A 15,618-nucleotide genomic window follows, 5' to 3' on the forward strand; every position below is an offset into this window, starting at 1 on the left:
TTGGGGATGTATATTCTGATTGAAAACAACAGCTTTGACATGCTAAGGACTGTGTTCGGCTAGGAGAAAAAATTATGAAAAAAGATAGTATCTGCCAAGTGAATATTATAAATCAACAAAATGTTACAACCGCAACGAACTACCTTGAAAAGGAAAAAGTCCAAAAATCACTTCGCATTTTATCAAAATTTACCGATAATAAACAGATAAATATCATCTTTTATCTCCTTGCCGTCGAAGAACTCTGTGTCTGCGATATAGCCTGTTTACTAAATCTCAGTATGGCATCTGCCTCCCACCATCTTCGTAAACTAGCCAATCAAAACATCTTGGACACTAGAAGAGAGGGGAAAATTATATATTATTTTATAAAAGATGAGGAAATCAGAGATTTTTTTTAATCAACTAGGATAACAACTATTTTTACTACTTTTCCATGATTATAGGGGATTATATATGAAATTTTTTGATGAAAATTTCCCATAAGTAATACCTACTCGTATCAAATGTTTAAGAAAAAAGTATAATTTAAAGCAAATCGACCTAGGTAATGCAGCTCAAGTTAGCCAAGTTGAAAAGGGAGGAATTTGAAAGAAAATGTATCTTTGATAGTAGTCATTTATTGTGAAATATGATATATTTATTAATTAGATGGATGAATATTTCTAAAGTTAAATAAAATATGACAGATACATGTTTTTTAGTGTATCTTGTTTGTACTCAAAGTATGAAATGAATATCTAATATTTAAGATTAATAAATATTATACGATGAGATAGAATGCTACAAAATGAAAGGTGATGTAATCTGATGAAGAAAGATAGATTAATTGCATTGACAGATGCGGTTCTAGCAATTATAATGACTATCCTAATCTTAGAATTAGAAAAACCAACGACACCAAGTCTTCAAGCTTTTTGGGATTTACGGCAAAATTTCTTTGCTTATTTTCTTTCCTTTTTCTGGTTAGGATCGTTATGGATGGCACTAAACACACTATGGGAAAAGGTTGAGAAAATTTCCCCACAAATTGTTTGGTGGAATTTGTTTCTTTTATTTTTTGTTTCATTTATGCCCTATGCTACTGGAATCGTTAGTAGTCATTTCATGAACCATACGGCACAGCTCTTTTATGGACTGATCGTTATTGTTTCAACGGTAGCAAACTGGTTTTTACATAAAGTAATTGATAAACCCAATATAGATCAGAAAGAATTACTTGAAGCTACCGCACAATATAGAAAGTTATTGATACCTGACCTAATAATTAAAGGAGTGGGATTGATTCTATCCTTAATTCTCTATCCTCCGATTATGATGTATAGTGTTTTAATTGCGGCATTTTACATCATAACTTTAAAAACACTATCTGAAAAAAGAGTGAATAACTAAAAAACGGTGACCAAAGTTAGGTGTATTATTTTAATGATTACAGACCTAAACTATTCCCCTATTTAGAATCTATTAATTCATATTTTATAAATTAATTAGTAGATATCGTTCTTAAAATCCTTGATATTTCGCTGTTTTTAGTCCAACTGAAACGCATACTTTCCAAACCAGATTTTAAGAAAGCTCGTAAAGCTAGGTAGTTTTCTAAACGTTAAAAACTAGCTACAATACAGCATTTACAACACTTCATGGTTCACACCATGGGGTGTTTTTGATGATTTTAAGCAAAATTCACACCATTTAATTGAAAGTTATTTAAATTAGATGAAAATTTGTTTTCTGAAAAAGTGGGAAAACATTGATTTTAAGCGAATTTTGAATCATATTCGAATGGGAGTTTTTAAAATCATGTTTCGGTTGTAAAAGTGCCAAAGTTGATTCTCCATAGGAGAATGATATCTCCTGCTAGTAAATCATCTGCTAATAGGTCCATGTGTCATTTGGGAACGGGCTTGAGATTTAGTAGCCAAGCTTCGACATCACGATTAAGAGAGATATAGGGCTTGACAGGGTAGTTATCAAAAGTAGTATTCATAAATTTTTTCTTTCTAATTTATCTCTATTAGTCTAATAAATTTCTAAAAAATTTAAAAATTTTTAACTCTGTCAAGTTTTTTTCTTGACACCTGTCAGAAATCTGCTATAATAGAACATGTGCTAAATAGCTCAGCTATTTCACCGAAATAAAAAATAAGAAAAGAGACTTTAAAAATGGCAGTTAAAATTCGTTTGACTCGTATGGGTTCTAAGAAAAAACCTTTCTACCGTATCAACGTAGCAGATTCACGTTCACCACGTGACGGACGTTTCATCGAAACAGTTGGAACTTACAACCCACTTGTTGCTGAAAACCAAGTGACTTTGAAAGAAGACCGCGTTCTTGCATGGTTGGCTGATGGAGCTCAACCTTCAGATACAGTTCGTAACATCCTTTCAAAAGAAGGCGTATTGAAAAAATTCCACGATTCTAAATTCTCAAAATAAGTTTAAAGTAGGTTGACAGATGGATACGATTGAAAATCTCATTATTGCGATTGTGAAACCTTTGATTTCACAACCAGATGCCTTAACTATCAAGATTGAAGACACACCAGAGTTTTTGGAGTATCACTTGGATCTTGACCAAAGCGATGTCGGTCGTGTTATCGGTCGTAAGGGTCGCACTATCTCAGCGATAAGAACGATTGTCTACTCTGTCCCAACTGAAGACAAAAAAGTAAGAATCGTTATCGATGAAAAATAAAAAAGCGGGACAGATGTCTCGCTTTTTTTGTGGAGAGCAGAAGATGAAAGATTTAACGTTTAGACAATTACAAGCTTACTTACTCGAACATTACCAGCAATCTCGAACTGAGGAAGGCCTCTTTATCAAGCTAGTGGAGGAAGTCGGAGAAGTAGCCGAGGTCTTGAATGGGCGCTCTGGTCGAAAAGAGGGCGTTCAGGACTCAAACGAGGAACTAGCCAAAGAACTGGCTGATATCATTCATTACACCGTCGCAATCGCGGCTATCAACGATATTGACCTAACCAAAACCATCTTTGACAAAGATAAGAAGGCTGCCATTAAGTACCAACATGAACGAGATTTGGAAGAATTTTTGGATAACTTCCAAGAGAACTAGGAATAATCTCTTTTCACTGATATGAAAGGTTTCTCCTAGTTTACGCTAGCTAGTAAGAAAGAATGAGAAAGCAATGAGACCAGAGGATTATGCATGGAATGAGTTTGAACGAACTGCCTATAAGACTAAAATGAATCACCTACCCAGTCCTTACAAAGTTGCCATTTGGGACGACTCTGAGAAAAGATTGGAACTAGAACAAATACTGGATAGACTTCCTCAGAAAGAACTAGCTCGATGGGCATTAGAGAACTCGCGAGATTTCTTATCTTTAATTGATATCGGTGATGAAGGTGAGAAAAATAAAATAATTCGGCAAGCTTATGAGGCTTTTGATGCACGATTGAGAAATGAGATATCACCTCATGAGTTGAGAAAAGCAGGTTTCGCAGCAAATCTCCTCTCTAAAAATGCCCAAAATCAAATCGCTAAGTACGCTGCCAGAGTCTTTGTACAAGCTATTTCAACAGCCCATATGAGAGGACACGCCATCGTTTCCGCGGATTATGCTATCAAAGTAAGGAATCTCCAAGAGGCAGACAAGTTAGAACTCGTGAGACAAGAACGAGAAAAGCAGATCAGACTGGCTGAATCCTTTTTAGCTAATGTAATAGATAAACGGTGAAAGAAGGCATAAAATACGAATCCTAGAAATAGCATATAGGATTCTACTATGCTACAATGGAAAGGCAGTCTCAAAGAATTCTAGCCAATCAATCTTGAGAATAGCTATTTTTAAAGGGAGTAACAATCTATGACCGAGAAAACAAAAGCATACCTAGCAGCCTTATCCTTTTCAGCAATCATTGGATTTTCTTTTTTATTGACAAAGATTGCTTTGGGCTATGCTAGTCCTCTCACCAACTTAGCGCATCGCTATACAATCGCAGCTTTAGTATTGGTCGCCCTTCATCAAACCAAACTTATCAAAGTGAGTTTAAGTAAAAAAGATATTTTTTCTATTCTACCTATGAGTCTTTTCTATCCACTTCTCTTTTTTATTTTTCAATCCTTTGCTTTACAGTATATATCGTCTTCTGAAGCGGGAATTTTACAAGCGCTTGTACCGATTTTTACTCTCCTTTTGGCATCGGTCTTTCTCAAGGAAAAGACTAGTTTGCTACAAAAGTTCTTTTTATTTTTATCCGTAGCAGGAGTAGTTTTCATCTTCCTTAGTAAAGGAGCGAACTTTAGTACTGAAACTGCTAGCTTGGGCTTTGTCTTGATGTTGGGATCTGTTCTCGCCAATGCAATAAACAATATCCTCAGCAAGTCCAAAGGAGGACGCTATCGGGCTATGGATATGACAGCTGTTGTGATATTTGTTGGCTTCGTCACCTTTAATATGCTAAGTCTGACCTCGCACTATCTAGATGGCAACATATTAGCTTACTTTGCGCCACTTGAACAGGTGTCCTATCTGCTTTCCATCCTCTATTTGGGAATACTAGCCTCTATCGTGACTGGTAGTCTCTCTATCTATGCTATTGTTCGCCTCGGGGCATCAACCGTCAGTGTCTTTGGTAATCTTGGAACAGTTTTGACCATTCTAGCTGGGGCTCTTATCCTCCACGAACCAATTTATAGTTACCATGTGATTGGAGCAACTTTGATTATTGCTGGAATTTTAGGCATGAATCTGATTAGAAAAAAGTAAAGATTGCTTAGCAGTCTTTTTCTTTATCCAAATAATGCAGAAAATTCAAAATTTTTAATGAAATCAAGTTTAGAAAACCATGATTTTAATATAGCATGATAAAATAGATAAAAAGAATGATATTAGGATAAAGAGGAGAGAGTGTAGAAATGAAGCAAAATGATATAGCTGAAGCTATTGCTTTTTATAACAGAAAAACCGAGACTTTGGTACGTCACATTATACCAGTATTAGATTGTGATTTGGTTGTTTATCATCGCCCTGGATGCTCAAGTAAAGGACATATTATTTTTTATCATGGAGCTTGTGGTCGTAGTCAGATGTGGGCTCATCAGTATGATGCCTTTGAAGGATTTGACCTCTACTTTGTGAATGTTAGAGGGCAGGGGGAATCACCTATGAAAGTTGGCCTACCCGACTTAGAAGGTGCTGTTCAAGATGTAGATGCTATTTTGTCCTATTTCCAGCTAGATAAGGTGATATTGGTTGGTCATTCTTGGGGAGGAAATCCACTTCAAGAGTACACCTATCGTCATCCAGAACGAGTTCTAGCCTTGGTCATGGTAGATAGTTGGGGACAGCATCGTTACCTATCAGAGAAAGAAAGGGGTCGAATCAAATATAGTTCTCTTATGTACAAAACGATTCCTTGGAAGGTGATTGCAGATAAGAACTCAAAGATGTGTACAGATAATCCTATCACAAGAGAATTGGTCAAGAAGGCCATTATAGAAACTGGACGAGATGTTTTTTTGAACCTTGGTATCACAGGTTTTTTGGCTGCCCATGAGATAGAAGGTTATCATGGAAATCCACCCATGCTATTAGTAAGAGGCGAAAACGATTTTCCAAAACACCTAAAAAAAATCTATGATGGTATCATTGCTTTAAACCCCAATGCGCGTCAAGTAACGATTTCAGATAGCAAACACCAACCGATGAATGACCATCCTCAAGAGTTTAATCAGATAGTTGGTGATTTTTTTGAAGAGGTAGTAGACTTGTAAGATAGGAGCTATCCAACTTGTGAAAATCCCTGGAACGTGATAAAATAAAGGATAGAAATAGATACAGGAGACAAGATGAACTACTTTAATGTTGGGAAAATCGTCAATACGCAGGGTTTACAAGGTGAGATGCGAGTCTTGTCTGTGACGGATTTTGCTGAGGAACGCTTTAAAAAAGGGGCAGAGCTGGCTTTATTCGATGAAAAAGATCAGTTTGTTCAAACAGTGATCATCGCTAACCACCGTAAGCATAAGAATTTTGACATTATCAAATTCAAAGACATGTACCATATCAATGCGATTGAAAAGTACAAGGGTTATAGTCTCAAGGTCGCTGAGGAAGATTTGAACGACTTAGACGATGGAGAATTCTACTATCACGAGATTATTGGTTTGGAAGTTTACGAGGGAGACAACTTGATTGGAACTATCAAGGAGATTCTACAACCAGGTGCCAATGATGTCTGGGTGGTCAAGAGAAAAGGAAAACGCGACCTACTCTTGCCTTACATTCCGCCAGTAGTTCTCAATGTTGATATTCCAAACAAGCGGGTCCAAGTGGAAATCTTAGAAGGACTAGATGATGAAGATTGATATTTTAACCCTCTTTCCTGAGATGTTTTCTCCGCTTGAGCACTCGATTGTTGGAAAAGCTCGAGAAAAAGGGCTCTTGGATATCCAGTATCATAATTTTCGAGAATATGCTGAAAAGGCCCGTCATGTTGACGATGAGCCCTACGGAGGCGGTCAGGGAATGTTGCTCCGCGCCCAACCTATTTTCGATGCCTTTGACGCCATTGAAAAGAAAAATCCCCGCGTCATTCTTCTCGATCCTGCTGGGAAACAGTTCGATCAAGCCTATGCTGAAGATTTGGCTAAAGAAGAGGAACTGATTTTTATCTGCGGTCACTACGAAGGGTATGACGAGCGCATCAAGACCTTGGTAACTGATGAAATTTCCCTAGGAGATTATGTCCTGACTGGTGGTGAATTGGCTGCCATGACCATGATTGATGCTACGGTTCGCCTGATTCCTGAAGTGATTGGTAAGGAGTCTAGTCATCAAGACGATAGTTTTTCTTCAGGACTCCTCGAATATCCCCAATACACACGTCCTTATGACTATCGAGGCATGGTGGTTCCAGATGTGCTTATGAGTGGGCACCATGAGAAGATTCGTCAGTGGCGACTTTATGAGAGTTTAAAGAAAACCTACGAGCGCAGACCAGATTTGCTAGAAAACTACCAACTGACAGCAGAAGAAGGAAAAATGCTGGCAGAAATCAGAGAAAACAAAGAATAAAGGAGAACCTTATGCAAGTAATCAAACGTAACGGAGAAGTTGCAGACTTTGATCCAGATAAAATCTACCAAGCTGTCCTAAAAGCAGCTCAGACGGTTTATGTTTTAACAGATGACCTACGTCAAAACCTAGCTCAAGTCACTAAAAAAGTAGTCTTGGACTTGGAAGAAGCAAAAGTGGAACGTGCAACTATCAGCATGATTCAGTCAATGGTTGAAAATCGTTTGTTGGGGGCAGGATATATCACAATAGCCGAACATTATATTTCTTACCGCTTACAACGTGATTTGGAGAGAAGTGGTTACGGTGACCACATCGCAGTCCATCTGCATTTTGAACAAATTCGTTAAGAAAAAGAGTGGGATGAAAAGCATCTCACTCTTTCTTAAATCTATTTTTCTGAGCTCTCTGGACAGTAGATGGGACAAAGCGTAGCCTTTTGATGTCAGCGATTCGGATGATACGAGTTACATTTTTTGTAAAATTTTTGACAACAATCTGTTGACGGCTGGTATCGTATTTGACAATATCACCTGTAAAACTTGTCTCAGCAAGTATGACATGAACAGCCGTTTTTTTCTGGACGGCCTGTTCAATTGTGCTAATAAGGGAGTCGTTTTCAGAATAATCTTGTTCATTATGTCCACTGAGAAAGTCTTGTATCTTATCTAAGACTTGCTTGAATGTGTACGTCATAGGCGTCTCCCTTCTTATATATCCACATTATATAAAATTTTCCTAAAAACTACAAGATTTTTACGAATAGACTAGAGAAAGCATATCACATAAAGGAGTTAAAAATGGCAGAATTTACATTTGAAATCGAAGAACACTTACTGACCTTGTCTGAAAATGAAAAAGGATGGACAAAAGAACTAAATCGAGTCAGCTTTAATGGCGCACCAGCAAAGTTTGATATTCGAACTTGGAGCCCTGATCATACCAAGATGGGCAAAGGAATCACCCTTACAAACGAGGAATTTCAGGTAATGGTAGATGCCTTTAAAGGAAACTAATAAAAGGATATTGAGTTTTTGACTCAGTATCCTTTTTGGGTTAAATTGAGAAGTATGCTTGTCCCCTAAGTCGTTGTAATAGTAGGCGACCAATGAAACTAATCGCAATGATCTTACCAAGATCAGGGAGGATAAAAGGAAGGACACCAACTGCTAGTGCCTTATCGAATGGCATACCAGCAAGGAAGTGGAGGCTGAGAATACCTCCGACAAAGACGAGGGAATCACCCAAGAGGTTGGCTAGGAAAATGCGGATATGGCCACTATTTTGATGGATGAGATAAGATGTAAGTCCTGCATAGACAAGGTCGAACCAGAGATAGCCTGCGCTTGGACCAACTAAAACGTGAAATCCAGCTCCTCCCCCTGCAAAGACAGGTAGACCAATGGCACCCAGCAGGAGATAGAGAGCAACAGATAGGACGGCTTCCCTTGGTCTAAAAACAGTTGCAATCAGACCGATCGCAAAGTTTTGTAGAGTGAAGGGGACAGGACCGATAGGGAGACTAATTTGAGCCAATACGGCGATGAGAGCAGCACCGATAGCAGGGATAGCATAGATATGAGCTTTTTTCAAAACTGTTAACCTCTTTTTAAAATTATAGTAACTATTATACTAATTCAGGAGAAAAAGTCAACCTATTTTTTGTAACGAGGTAACAATTTTGTAACAGCCGATTTTGCATGTAAAAAGAGACCTCTTGAGGTCTCTTTCGATAATTAGCGCATGGTCACAAATTCTTCAGAAGCAGTTGGGTGGATAGCTACTGTAGCATCAAAGTCTGCCTTTGTTGCTCCCATCTTGATGGCAACAGCAAATCCTTGAATCATCTCATCCACTCCGTAACCAAGTCCATGTAGGCCAACAACTTTTTCGTCAGCACCGGCGGTGATGAGTTTGAAGCGAGATTCTTGACGATGGCTTGTAACGGCAGAGTACATAGATGCAAAGCTTGACTTGTAGACTTTGATGTTATCTTGGCCGTATTCTTTGATAGCTTGATCCTCGCTTAAACCAACCGTTCCGATTGCTGGGTGGGAGAAGACAACAGTAGGGATAGTCGTGTAGTCCATCTTGGCATTTGTTTTGCCGTTGAAGAGGCGCTCAGATAGGGTACGTCCTGCCTTGATGGCTACTGGGGTCAGTTCTTTCTCACCAGTAACATCTCCAAGAGCATAGATGCCATCTACAACTGTATTTTGGTATTCATCTACTTGGATAAATCCACGTTGGTTGAGTGTGACGCCAGCCTTTTCTAACTCCAGACCGTCTACATTTGGCCGGCGACCGGTAGCCCAGATAACTTGGCTGGCAGTATGACTAGAACCGTCTTCAAAATGAATGGTAATACCTTCCTCCGTTTCTTCGAGCTTGACGGGTACCTTATGCGTGTGCAAAGGTAGGCCTGTTTTTTCCATTTCATTGACAAGTCCTTCAACGATATAGCTGTCAAAACCACGCAAGGGACGATCACGACGGACAAACAAATCCGTTTTTACTCCTAGTGCGTGGAGAACACCTGCTAATTCAACAGCGATATAACCAGCTCCAAGAATCGCAACGGATTCAGGAAGTTGCTCCCAAGCAAAGACATCGTCTGAGCTGCCACCGAGTTCAGCTCCTGGAATAGTTGGGATGCTTGGACGAGCGCCAGTCGCAATCACGATATGCTTGGCACGAATCAATTCACCATTAACGATGACTGTGTGGGAATCAACAAAATGAGCACGACCTTCAATCAAATCAACCCCGTTGCGCTTGAAACTTCCATCATAAGTCGAGCGGGCACGATCGATGTAGGCTTCACGATTTTGACGAAGCTTTGCGAAATCAAATTGAACATCTGAACTCGTAAAACCGTAGTCAGGACCGTAGTGGTGGAAGCTTTCAGCAATCTGCGCTCCATACCACATGATTTTCTTAGGAACACAGCCAACGTTGACACAAGTTCCACCTAATTTTTTCTCTTCGATAACAGCTGCTTTAGCACCGTGTTCACCAGCTCGGTTCATAGTGGCGATACCGCCACTCCCTCCACCGATGGCTATGATATCATATTCTCTCATAGAAAACTCCTTATAGATTTGATAGTCATATTCTATCGTTTTTATTTTTTGAATGCAAAAATCTGCTACGCTCTAAAGAAATAGCAGAAATCACTTGCTAAATATAGAAATAAGGTGTATGATGTTACTAGTACAATTCTGCATAAATCAAATGGAAACAAGGCATGTTTCCTGAATTGTTCTCTTTTCTCTCTGAACAATCATTGTTTAGAGTAGGTAAATTTGCTATAATAGTCTTTGTATTGAAAATAAAATAGGAGTTTTGTGATGAAGGGGAATAAGAAAACTAAAAAATGGCAACTATACACAGCTATTGGTGCTGCAAGTATTATTATAACCAGTGCAGTGGGTATTTTGCTATTTAGACAGCCCTCTCAGGCTGCCGGTAAGGATGACACATCGCATCTCGTAGTCGCAAAGGAAGGAACAGTTGCCTCCTCTGTTCTTTTATCTGGTACCGTCACCGCAAAAAATGAACAATATGTTTATTTGGATGCAAGTAAGGGTGAGGTGGATGAAATCTTGGTTTCTGTTGGAGATAAGGTTGACAAAGGACAAGCGCTCGTAAAATACAACAGCACAGAAGCGCAGTCTGCTTATGATGCAGCTAACCGTGCCATAGCCAAGGCTGATCGTCGTATCAATGACTTGAAGGAATCACGAAACAACACTCTAGCTGATTCGGAAGAATATGATGATGGAGCACAGGGTTCTTCTGTCTCTTCCATTGATTCTCAGATTAGTGATGCTCGTGATAGTCGTGCTGATGCAGAGGCACAACTTAAAAAGGCGCAGGCCCAATTGGACGCAACAAAGGTTTTGAGTACGCTAGAAGGTACAGTTGTAGAAGTTAATCGCAATGTATCAAAGTCCACAACTGCTGCAAATCAAGTGATGGTTCATGTAGTAAGTAACGACAATCTACAAGTCAAGGGAGAACTTTCCGAGTACAATCTTGCCAACCTTTCTGTTGGCCAAGAAGTGACCTTCTCTTCTAAAGTTTACCAAGATAAAACTTGGACAGGGAAGATCAGCTTTATTTCAGCTTACCCTAAAAATAGTGGAGAAGGAACGAATGCTATAACTGGGGGGAATACTGGTTCTAAATATCCCTATACGATTGAAGTAACGAGTGAGATTGGTGATTTGAGACCAGGTTTTACCGTTAGTGTTGAGGTTAAAAGTGACAAGAAATCAATCCTCGTACCCTTAACCAGTGTCATTACTGAAGACGGAAAAAACTACGTTTGGGTTGTTGACGAAGAGAATAAGGCTAAGAAAATCGAAGTTAGCCTAGGAAATGCTGACGCAGAAAACCAAGAGATCACATCTGGTTTGACAGACGGAACCAAAGTCATCAGTAATCCAACGACTTCCTTGGAAGAAGGAAAAGAGGTGAAGGCTGATGAAACAACTAATTAGTCTAAAAAACATCTGCCGGAGCTATCGAAATGGTGAACAGGAACTGCAGGTCTTGAAAAATATTAATTTGGAGATTGGCGAAGGGGAATTTGTTGCCATTATGGGACCATCTGGTTCGGGTAAATCTACTCTGATGAATACCATCGGAATGCTGGACACCCCAACTAGCGGCGAATACTATCTAGAAGGTCAAGAAGTGGCCCGTCTAGGTGAAAAGCAGTTGGCACAGGTACGTAACCAACAAATTGGCTTTGTCTTTCAACAGTTCTTTCTTCTGTCAAAGATGGATGCTGTTCAAAATGTCGAGTTACCCTTGATTTATGCAGGAGTTCCAGCTGCCCAACGTCGCAAATTGGCAGAGGAATATCTGAGTAAAGTAGAGTTGACTGATCGTATTCATCACCTTCCTTCGGAGTTGTCTGGCGGTCAAAAACAACGGGTGGCCATTGCGCGTGCTCTTGTTAACGATCCCTCAATCATCCTAGCTGATGAACCGACAGGCGCCTTGGATACGAAAACAGGAAGCCAAATCATGGAACTCTTGGTTGAGTTAAATGAAGAAGGCAAGACTATTATTATGGTAACGCACGAGCCCGAAATTGCAGCCTATGCAAAACGCCAGATTGTAATCCGTGATGGGGTTATTTCATCTGATAGCGCTCGTTTGGAAGGAAAGGAGAACTAAGATGCAAAATCTGAAATTTGCCTTTTCATCTATTATGGCACACAAGATGCGCTCTTTTTTGACCATGATTGGCATTATCATCGGGGTCTCTTCAGTAGTTGTCATCATGGCTTTAGGGGACTCTATGTCTCGTCAGGTCAATAAAAATATGACAAAATCTCAGAAAAATATTCAGGTATTTTTCTCACCAATTAAAAGTAAGGATGGTTCCTTTACACAAAAGCAATCTGCACTGACACTATCTGGTAAAGAAGAAGATGTTCACGTAGAACCACCTAAAACACAGGAATCGTGGGTTAAGGAAGCTGCCAAACTAAAAGGCGTGGATGGCTATTATGTGACTAATAGTACAAATGTTACTTTGACCTATAAGGATAAAAAGGTAGAGAGAGCAAGTCTGACAGGTGGAAATATGACTTATATGTCTGCTGTAGAAAATAAAATTATTGCAGGTAGGGATCTGAGAGAACAAGACTACCGAGATTTTGCAAGTGTGATTTTGCTAGATGAAGAACTCGCTAAAAGTCTTTTTGACTCGCCTCAGGCAGCACTCAATCAAATCATTTCAGCCAATGGATATAGCTATCGCGTGATTGGTGTTTACTCTAGTCCTGCTGTTAAAAGTGCTAAGATGTTTGGTGTAGGTGGCTTACCAATTACAACCAATGCTTCTGTAGCAGCTAATTTTAATGTAGAGGAAATTTCTAATATTGTCTTTCGTGTGAATGACACGAGTCTAACTCCGACTTTGGGGCCAGAACTCGCACGCAAGATGACAGAAATTGCAGGAGTACAGCAGGGAGAATATCAGGTTGTAGACGAAACCGCCGCTTTTGCAGAGGTTCAGCAAATCTTTGGTTTTATGACCGCTATTATTAGTGCTATCGCAGGAATCTCTCTCTTTGTGGGAGGGACTGGGGTTATGAATATCATGCTGGTTTCTGTAACGGAGCGTACTCGTGAGATTGGTCTTCGTAAAGCATTGGGAGCTACACGGGCTAATATCTTGGTACAGTTTTTGATTGAGTCCATGATCTTGACCTTGCTAGGTGGAGTCATCGGCCTAGTAAGTGCAGCGGGCTTGACCACGCTAGCAGGCGCTTTGTTAAAAAATATGATGGAAGGAATAGAAATTGGTGTCTCGCTACCGATCGCTCTCTTTAGCTTGGCTGTTTCGGCCAGCGTTGGTATGATTTTCGGAGTCTTGCCAGCCAATAAAGCGTCTAAGCTTGATCCAATTGAAGCCCTTCGCTATGAATAAGATAAACAAGATGGACATTTGTCTATCTTGTTTTTGTATGGATTTTCCTATCGAAAATCACTAAAAATATGATATAATGAAGTGTTAGAAAAACAGGTTTCATTTGCCTGGAAAGGAAAAATTATGTCTGAAAAGAATTTTTATATTACAACACCGATTTACTATCCATCTGGTAAACTTCATATCGGTTCTGCTTACACAACCATCGCCTGTGATGTTCTAGCGCGTTACAAACGCCTCATGGGTTACGATGTCTTTTATCTGACAGGTCTTGACGAGCATGGTCAGAAGATCCAGCAAAAGGCTGAAGAAGCTGGCATCACACCTCAAGCCTATGTTGATGGGATGGCGGTTGGAGTCAAAGAACTCTGGAAATTACTCGATATCTCATATGATAAATTCATCCGTACAACTGATGATTACCATGAAAAAGTAGTGGCTCAGGTCTTTGAACGCTTACTTGCTCAAGATGATATTTACTTGGGCGAATACTCTGGTTGGTATTCAGTTTCAGATGAGGAATTCTTTACAGAAAGCCAGCTTGCAGAAGTTTTCCGTGACGAAGCTGGAAATGTAACAGGCGGTATCGCTCCATCAGGACATGAAGTGGAGTGGGTTTCAGAAGAATCTTATTTCCTTCGCCTCAGCAAATACCAAGATCGTTTGGTAGAATTTTTCAAATCGCATCCAGACTTTATCACTCCTGATGGTCGCCTCAATGAAATGTTGCGTAACTTTATCGAGCCAGGTTTGGAAGACTTAGCGGTTTCTCGTACAACCTTTACATGGGGAGTTCCGGTCCCATCCAATCCAAAACACGTTGTCTACGTTTGGATTGATGCCCTCCTCAACTATGCGACTGCTCTTGGCTATGGTCAAGATGAACATGGTAACTTTGATAAGTTCTGGAATGGAACGGTCTTCCACATGGTCGGAAAAGACATTCTTCGTTTCCACTCTATCTACTGGCCAATCCTTCTTATGATGTTGGATATCAAATTGCCAGATCGTTTGATTGCCCATGGTTGGTTTGTCATGAAAGACGGCAAGATGTCTAAGTCTAAGGGGAATGTCGTTTATCCTGAAATGCTAGTGGAGCGTTATGGACTGGACCCACTTCGTTACTACCTCATGCGTAGCCTTCCAGTTGGTTCAGACGGAACTTTCACTCCTGAGGACTATGTAGGCCGTATCAATTATGAATTGGCCAATGACCTTGGAAATCTCCTAAACCGTACGGTTTCTATGATTAACAAGTATTTTGATGGACAAATTCCTGCCTATGTAGAAGGTGTGACAGAGTTTGACAATGCTCTTGCTCAAGTAGCAGAGCAATCTATCTCTGACTACCATACACACATGGAAGCAGTTGACTACCCACGTGCCCTTGAAGCAGTATGGACTCTTATCTCACGTACCAACAAATACATCGATGAGACAGCTCCATGGGTCTTGGCTAAGGATGAAGCCCTTCGTGACCAGTTGGCAAGTGTCATGAGCCATTTGGCAGCCAGCCTTCGTGTCGTAGCTCACTTGATTGAACCATTTATGATGGAAACTAGTCGCGCTGTATTGGCACAACTTGGTCTAGCAGAAGTTTCTAGCCTAGAAAACTTGAGCTTGACAGATTTCCCTGCAGGTGTGACTGTTGTTGCCAAAGGAACACCAATCTTCCCACGTCTGGACATGGAAGAAGAGATTGCCTATATCAAGGAACAAATGGAAAGCAACAAACCAGCAGTCGAAAAAGAATGGAATCCAGATGAAGTTGAACTCAAACTCAACAAGGATGAAATCAAGTTTGAAGACTTTGATAAGGTCGAGATCCGTGTCGCAGAAGTCAAAGAAGTGTCTAAAGTGGAAGGTTCTGACAAGTTGCTCCAATTCCGACTAGATGCTGGTGATGGAGAAGACCGTCAAATCCTCTCAGGAATTGCAAAATACTACCCAAACGAACAAGAATTGGTCGGCAAGAAAGTCCAAATCGTTGCCAACCTCAAACCACGCAAGATGATGAAAAAATATGTCAGTCAAGGAATGATCCTCTCAGCTGAACATGATGGCAAACTAACCCTTCTCACAGTTGATCCAGCTGTACCAAACGGAAGTGTGATTGGGTAAAGCAA

18 protein-coding genes and 2 pseudogenes are annotated in these 15,618 nt (G+C 40.0%); 16 read left to right on the top strand and 4 right to left on the bottom strand.

The annotated features are described in order from the left end of the window. Positions 1 to 74: 74 nt before the first annotated feature. Together cadX and HMPREF0850_RS07820 are read left to right on the top strand one after the other, a co-directional pair. A pseudogene (gene cadX, locus HMPREF0850_RS07815) lies at positions 75 to 414 on the top strand (Cd(II)/Zn(II)-sensing metalloregulatory transcriptional regulator CadX). A 396-nt stretch (positions 415 to 810) separates the two neighbouring features. Then, the gene (locus HMPREF0850_RS07820; RefSeq protein WP_000711074.1) at positions 811 to 1,392 is read left to right on the top strand and encodes a TMEM175 family protein; all 582 of its coding nucleotides are present in this window, start codon (positions 811 to 813) and stop codon (positions 1,390 to 1,392) included. Between the two features lie 406 nt (positions 1,393 to 1,798). Here HMPREF0850_RS07820 and HMPREF0850_RS12805 read toward each other — a convergent pair. Continuing rightward, positions 1,799 to 1,987: pseudogene (locus HMPREF0850_RS12805) on the bottom strand (hypothetical protein). 176 nt (positions 1,988 to 2,163) lie between these two features. Between HMPREF0850_RS12805 and rpsP the strand changes: the two are divergent. The 9 genes from rpsP to HMPREF0850_RS07865 all read left to right on the top strand — a co-directional run bounded on the left by rpsP (position 2,164) and on the right by HMPREF0850_RS07865 (position 7,391). Further along, on the top strand, positions 2,164 to 2,436 hold the full coding sequence (gene rpsP, locus HMPREF0850_RS07825) for a 30S ribosomal protein S16 (RefSeq protein ID WP_000268760.1): 273 nt from the start codon (positions 2,164 to 2,166) through the stop codon (positions 2,434 to 2,436). Positions 2,437 to 2,455: 19 nt separating this feature from the next. Continuing rightward, positions 2,456 to 2,695, top strand: a complete 240-nt coding sequence (gene kphA / locus HMPREF0850_RS07830) for an RNA-binding protein KphA (RefSeq protein WP_000379617.1) — start codon at positions 2,456 to 2,458, stop codon at positions 2,693 to 2,695. A 43-nt stretch (positions 2,696 to 2,738) separates the two neighbouring features. Then, positions 2,739 to 3,074: a MazG nucleotide pyrophosphohydrolase domain-containing protein gene (locus tag HMPREF0850_RS07835; protein WP_009013949.1), complete on the top strand. Its 336-nt coding sequence runs from the start codon at positions 2,739 to 2,741 to the stop codon at positions 3,072 to 3,074. 73 nt (positions 3,075 to 3,147) lie between these two features. Further along, positions 3,148 to 3,699: a putative immunity protein gene (locus tag HMPREF0850_RS07840; protein ID WP_001247193.1), complete on the top strand. Its 552-nt coding sequence runs from the start codon at positions 3,148 to 3,150 to the stop codon at positions 3,697 to 3,699. Between the two features lie 129 nt (positions 3,700 to 3,828). Then, positions 3,829 to 4,731: a DMT family transporter gene (locus tag HMPREF0850_RS07845; RefSeq protein WP_000137041.1), complete on the top strand. Its 903-nt coding sequence runs from the start codon at positions 3,829 to 3,831 to the stop codon at positions 4,729 to 4,731. Between the two features lie 149 nt (positions 4,732 to 4,880). Beyond that, positions 4,881 to 5,738, top strand: coding sequence for an alpha/beta fold hydrolase (locus HMPREF0850_RS07850; protein WP_000812223.1), 858 nt, complete (start codon positions 4,881 to 4,883; stop codon positions 5,736 to 5,738). Between the two features lie 75 nt (positions 5,739 to 5,813). Continuing rightward, entirely contained in the window at positions 5,814 to 6,332 is a 519-nt protein-coding gene (gene rimM / locus HMPREF0850_RS07855; protein WP_001105878.1) for a ribosome maturation factor RimM, read from the top strand. After that, a complete protein-coding gene (gene trmD, locus HMPREF0850_RS07860) occupies positions 6,322 to 7,041 on the top strand; it encodes a tRNA (guanosine(37)-N1)-methyltransferase TrmD (protein WP_009013950.1) in 720 nt (239 codons plus the stop codon). Before rimM ends, trmD begins: the two co-directional genes overlap by 11 nt. A gap of 11 nt (positions 7,042 to 7,052) precedes the next feature. Beyond that, positions 7,053 to 7,391: an ATP cone domain-containing protein gene (locus HMPREF0850_RS07865; RefSeq protein ID WP_001196053.1), complete on the top strand. Its 339-nt coding sequence runs from the start codon at positions 7,053 to 7,055 to the stop codon at positions 7,389 to 7,391. Positions 7,392 to 7,416: 25 nt separating this feature from the next. Here the strand turns inward: HMPREF0850_RS07865 and HMPREF0850_RS07870 are convergent, their stop codons facing one another. After that, the gene (locus HMPREF0850_RS07870) at positions 7,417 to 7,737 is read right to left on the bottom strand and encodes a hypothetical protein (protein ID WP_000222568.1); all 321 of its coding nucleotides are present in this window, start codon (positions 7,735 to 7,737) and stop codon (positions 7,417 to 7,419) included. A gap of 104 nt (positions 7,738 to 7,841) precedes the next feature. Between HMPREF0850_RS07870 and HMPREF0850_RS07875 the strand changes: the two genes are divergently transcribed. Further along, positions 7,842 to 8,057: a YdbC family protein gene (locus tag HMPREF0850_RS07875; protein WP_000807435.1), complete on the top strand. Its 216-nt coding sequence runs from the start codon at positions 7,842 to 7,844 to the stop codon at positions 8,055 to 8,057. A 40-nt stretch (positions 8,058 to 8,097) separates the two neighbouring features. On the opposite strand, the gene HMPREF0850_RS07880 is transcribed toward HMPREF0850_RS07875, so the two are convergent. Next, positions 8,098 to 8,634 (bottom strand): biotin transporter BioY, encoded by a 537-nt coding sequence (locus HMPREF0850_RS07880; protein ID WP_000709014.1) that lies wholly within the window; start codon positions 8,632 to 8,634, stop codon positions 8,098 to 8,100. A 143-nt stretch (positions 8,635 to 8,777) separates the two neighbouring features. After that, the gene (gor, locus tag HMPREF0850_RS07885) at positions 8,778 to 10,124 is read right to left on the bottom strand and encodes a glutathione-disulfide reductase (RefSeq protein WP_001209559.1); all 1,347 of its coding nucleotides are present in this window, start codon (positions 10,122 to 10,124) and stop codon (positions 8,778 to 8,780) included. 267 nt (positions 10,125 to 10,391) lie between these two features. Here gor and HMPREF0850_RS07890 point away from each other — a divergent pair, with 267 nt between their 5' ends. From HMPREF0850_RS07890 to metG, 4 genes are all read left to right on the top strand, one after another. Further along, positions 10,392 to 11,546, top strand: coding sequence for an efflux RND transporter periplasmic adaptor subunit (locus tag HMPREF0850_RS07890; RefSeq protein ID WP_000677995.1), 1,155 nt, complete (start codon positions 10,392 to 10,394; stop codon positions 11,544 to 11,546). Then, a complete protein-coding gene (locus HMPREF0850_RS07895; RefSeq protein ID WP_000811477.1) occupies positions 11,530 to 12,231 on the top strand; it encodes an ABC transporter ATP-binding protein in 702 nt (233 codons plus the stop codon). The genes HMPREF0850_RS07890 and HMPREF0850_RS07895 overlap by 17 nt, the downstream gene beginning before the upstream one ends. A gap of 1 nt (position 12,232) precedes the next feature. Next, complete coding sequence (locus tag HMPREF0850_RS07900; RefSeq protein WP_001180412.1) at positions 12,233 to 13,492, top strand: ABC transporter permease; 1,260 nt, start codon at positions 12,233 to 12,235, stop codon at positions 13,490 to 13,492. A 123-nt stretch (positions 13,493 to 13,615) separates the two neighbouring features. Beyond that, positions 13,616 to 15,613, top strand: coding sequence for a methionine--tRNA ligase (gene metG, locus HMPREF0850_RS07905; RefSeq protein WP_001291353.1), 1,998 nt, complete (start codon positions 13,616 to 13,618; stop codon positions 15,611 to 15,613). Positions 15,614 to 15,618: the final 5 nt, after the last annotated feature.

Source organism: Streptococcus sp. M143, from assembly GCF_000162495.1.
GTDB lineage: Bacteria > Bacillota > Bacilli > Lactobacillales > Streptococcaceae > Streptococcus > Streptococcus dentisani.

Bases quoted from the DNA above. Each gene is read 5' to 3' on its own strand.
- HMPREF0850_RS07820 (WP_000711074.1), top strand. From the start codon at position 811: ATGAAGAAAGATAGATTAATTGCATTGACAGATGCGGTTCTAGCAATT.
- rpsP (WP_000268760.1), top strand. From the start codon at position 2,164: ATGGCAGTTAAAATTCGTTTGACTCGTATGGGTTCTAAGAAAAAACCT.
- kphA (WP_000379617.1), top strand. From the start codon at position 2,456: ATGGATACGATTGAAAATCTCATTATTGCGATTGTGAAACCTTTGATT.
- HMPREF0850_RS07835 (WP_009013949.1), top strand. From the start codon at position 2,739: ATGAAAGATTTAACGTTTAGACAATTACAAGCTTACTTACTCGAACAT.
- HMPREF0850_RS07840 (WP_001247193.1), top strand. From the start codon at position 3,148: ATGAGACCAGAGGATTATGCATGGAATGAGTTTGAACGAACTGCCTAT.
- HMPREF0850_RS07845 (WP_000137041.1), top strand. From the start codon at position 3,829: ATGACCGAGAAAACAAAAGCATACCTAGCAGCCTTATCCTTTTCAGCA.
- HMPREF0850_RS07850 (WP_000812223.1), top strand. From the start codon at position 4,881: ATGAAGCAAAATGATATAGCTGAAGCTATTGCTTTTTATAACAGAAAA.
- rimM (WP_001105878.1), top strand. From the start codon at position 5,814: ATGAACTACTTTAATGTTGGGAAAATCGTCAATACGCAGGGTTTACAA.
- trmD (WP_009013950.1), top strand. From the start codon at position 6,322: ATGAAGATTGATATTTTAACCCTCTTTCCTGAGATGTTTTCTCCGCTT.
- HMPREF0850_RS07865 (WP_001196053.1), top strand. From the start codon at position 7,053: ATGCAAGTAATCAAACGTAACGGAGAAGTTGCAGACTTTGATCCAGAT.
- HMPREF0850_RS07870 (WP_000222568.1), bottom strand. From the start codon at position 7,737: ATGACGTACACATTCAAGCAAGTCTTAGATAAGATACAAGACTTTCTC.
- HMPREF0850_RS07875 (WP_000807435.1), top strand. From the start codon at position 7,842: ATGGCAGAATTTACATTTGAAATCGAAGAACACTTACTGACCTTGTCT.
- gor (WP_001209559.1), bottom strand. From the start codon at position 10,124: ATGAGAGAATATGATATCATAGCCATCGGTGGAGGGAGTGGCGGTATC.
- HMPREF0850_RS07890 (WP_000677995.1), top strand. From the start codon at position 10,392: ATGAAGGGGAATAAGAAAACTAAAAAATGGCAACTATACACAGCTATT.
- HMPREF0850_RS07895 (WP_000811477.1), top strand. From the start codon at position 11,530: ATGAAACAACTAATTAGTCTAAAAAACATCTGCCGGAGCTATCGAAAT.
- HMPREF0850_RS07900 (WP_001180412.1), top strand. From the start codon at position 12,233: ATGCAAAATCTGAAATTTGCCTTTTCATCTATTATGGCACACAAGATG.
- metG (WP_001291353.1), top strand. From the start codon at position 13,616: ATGTCTGAAAAGAATTTTTATATTACAACACCGATTTACTATCCATCT.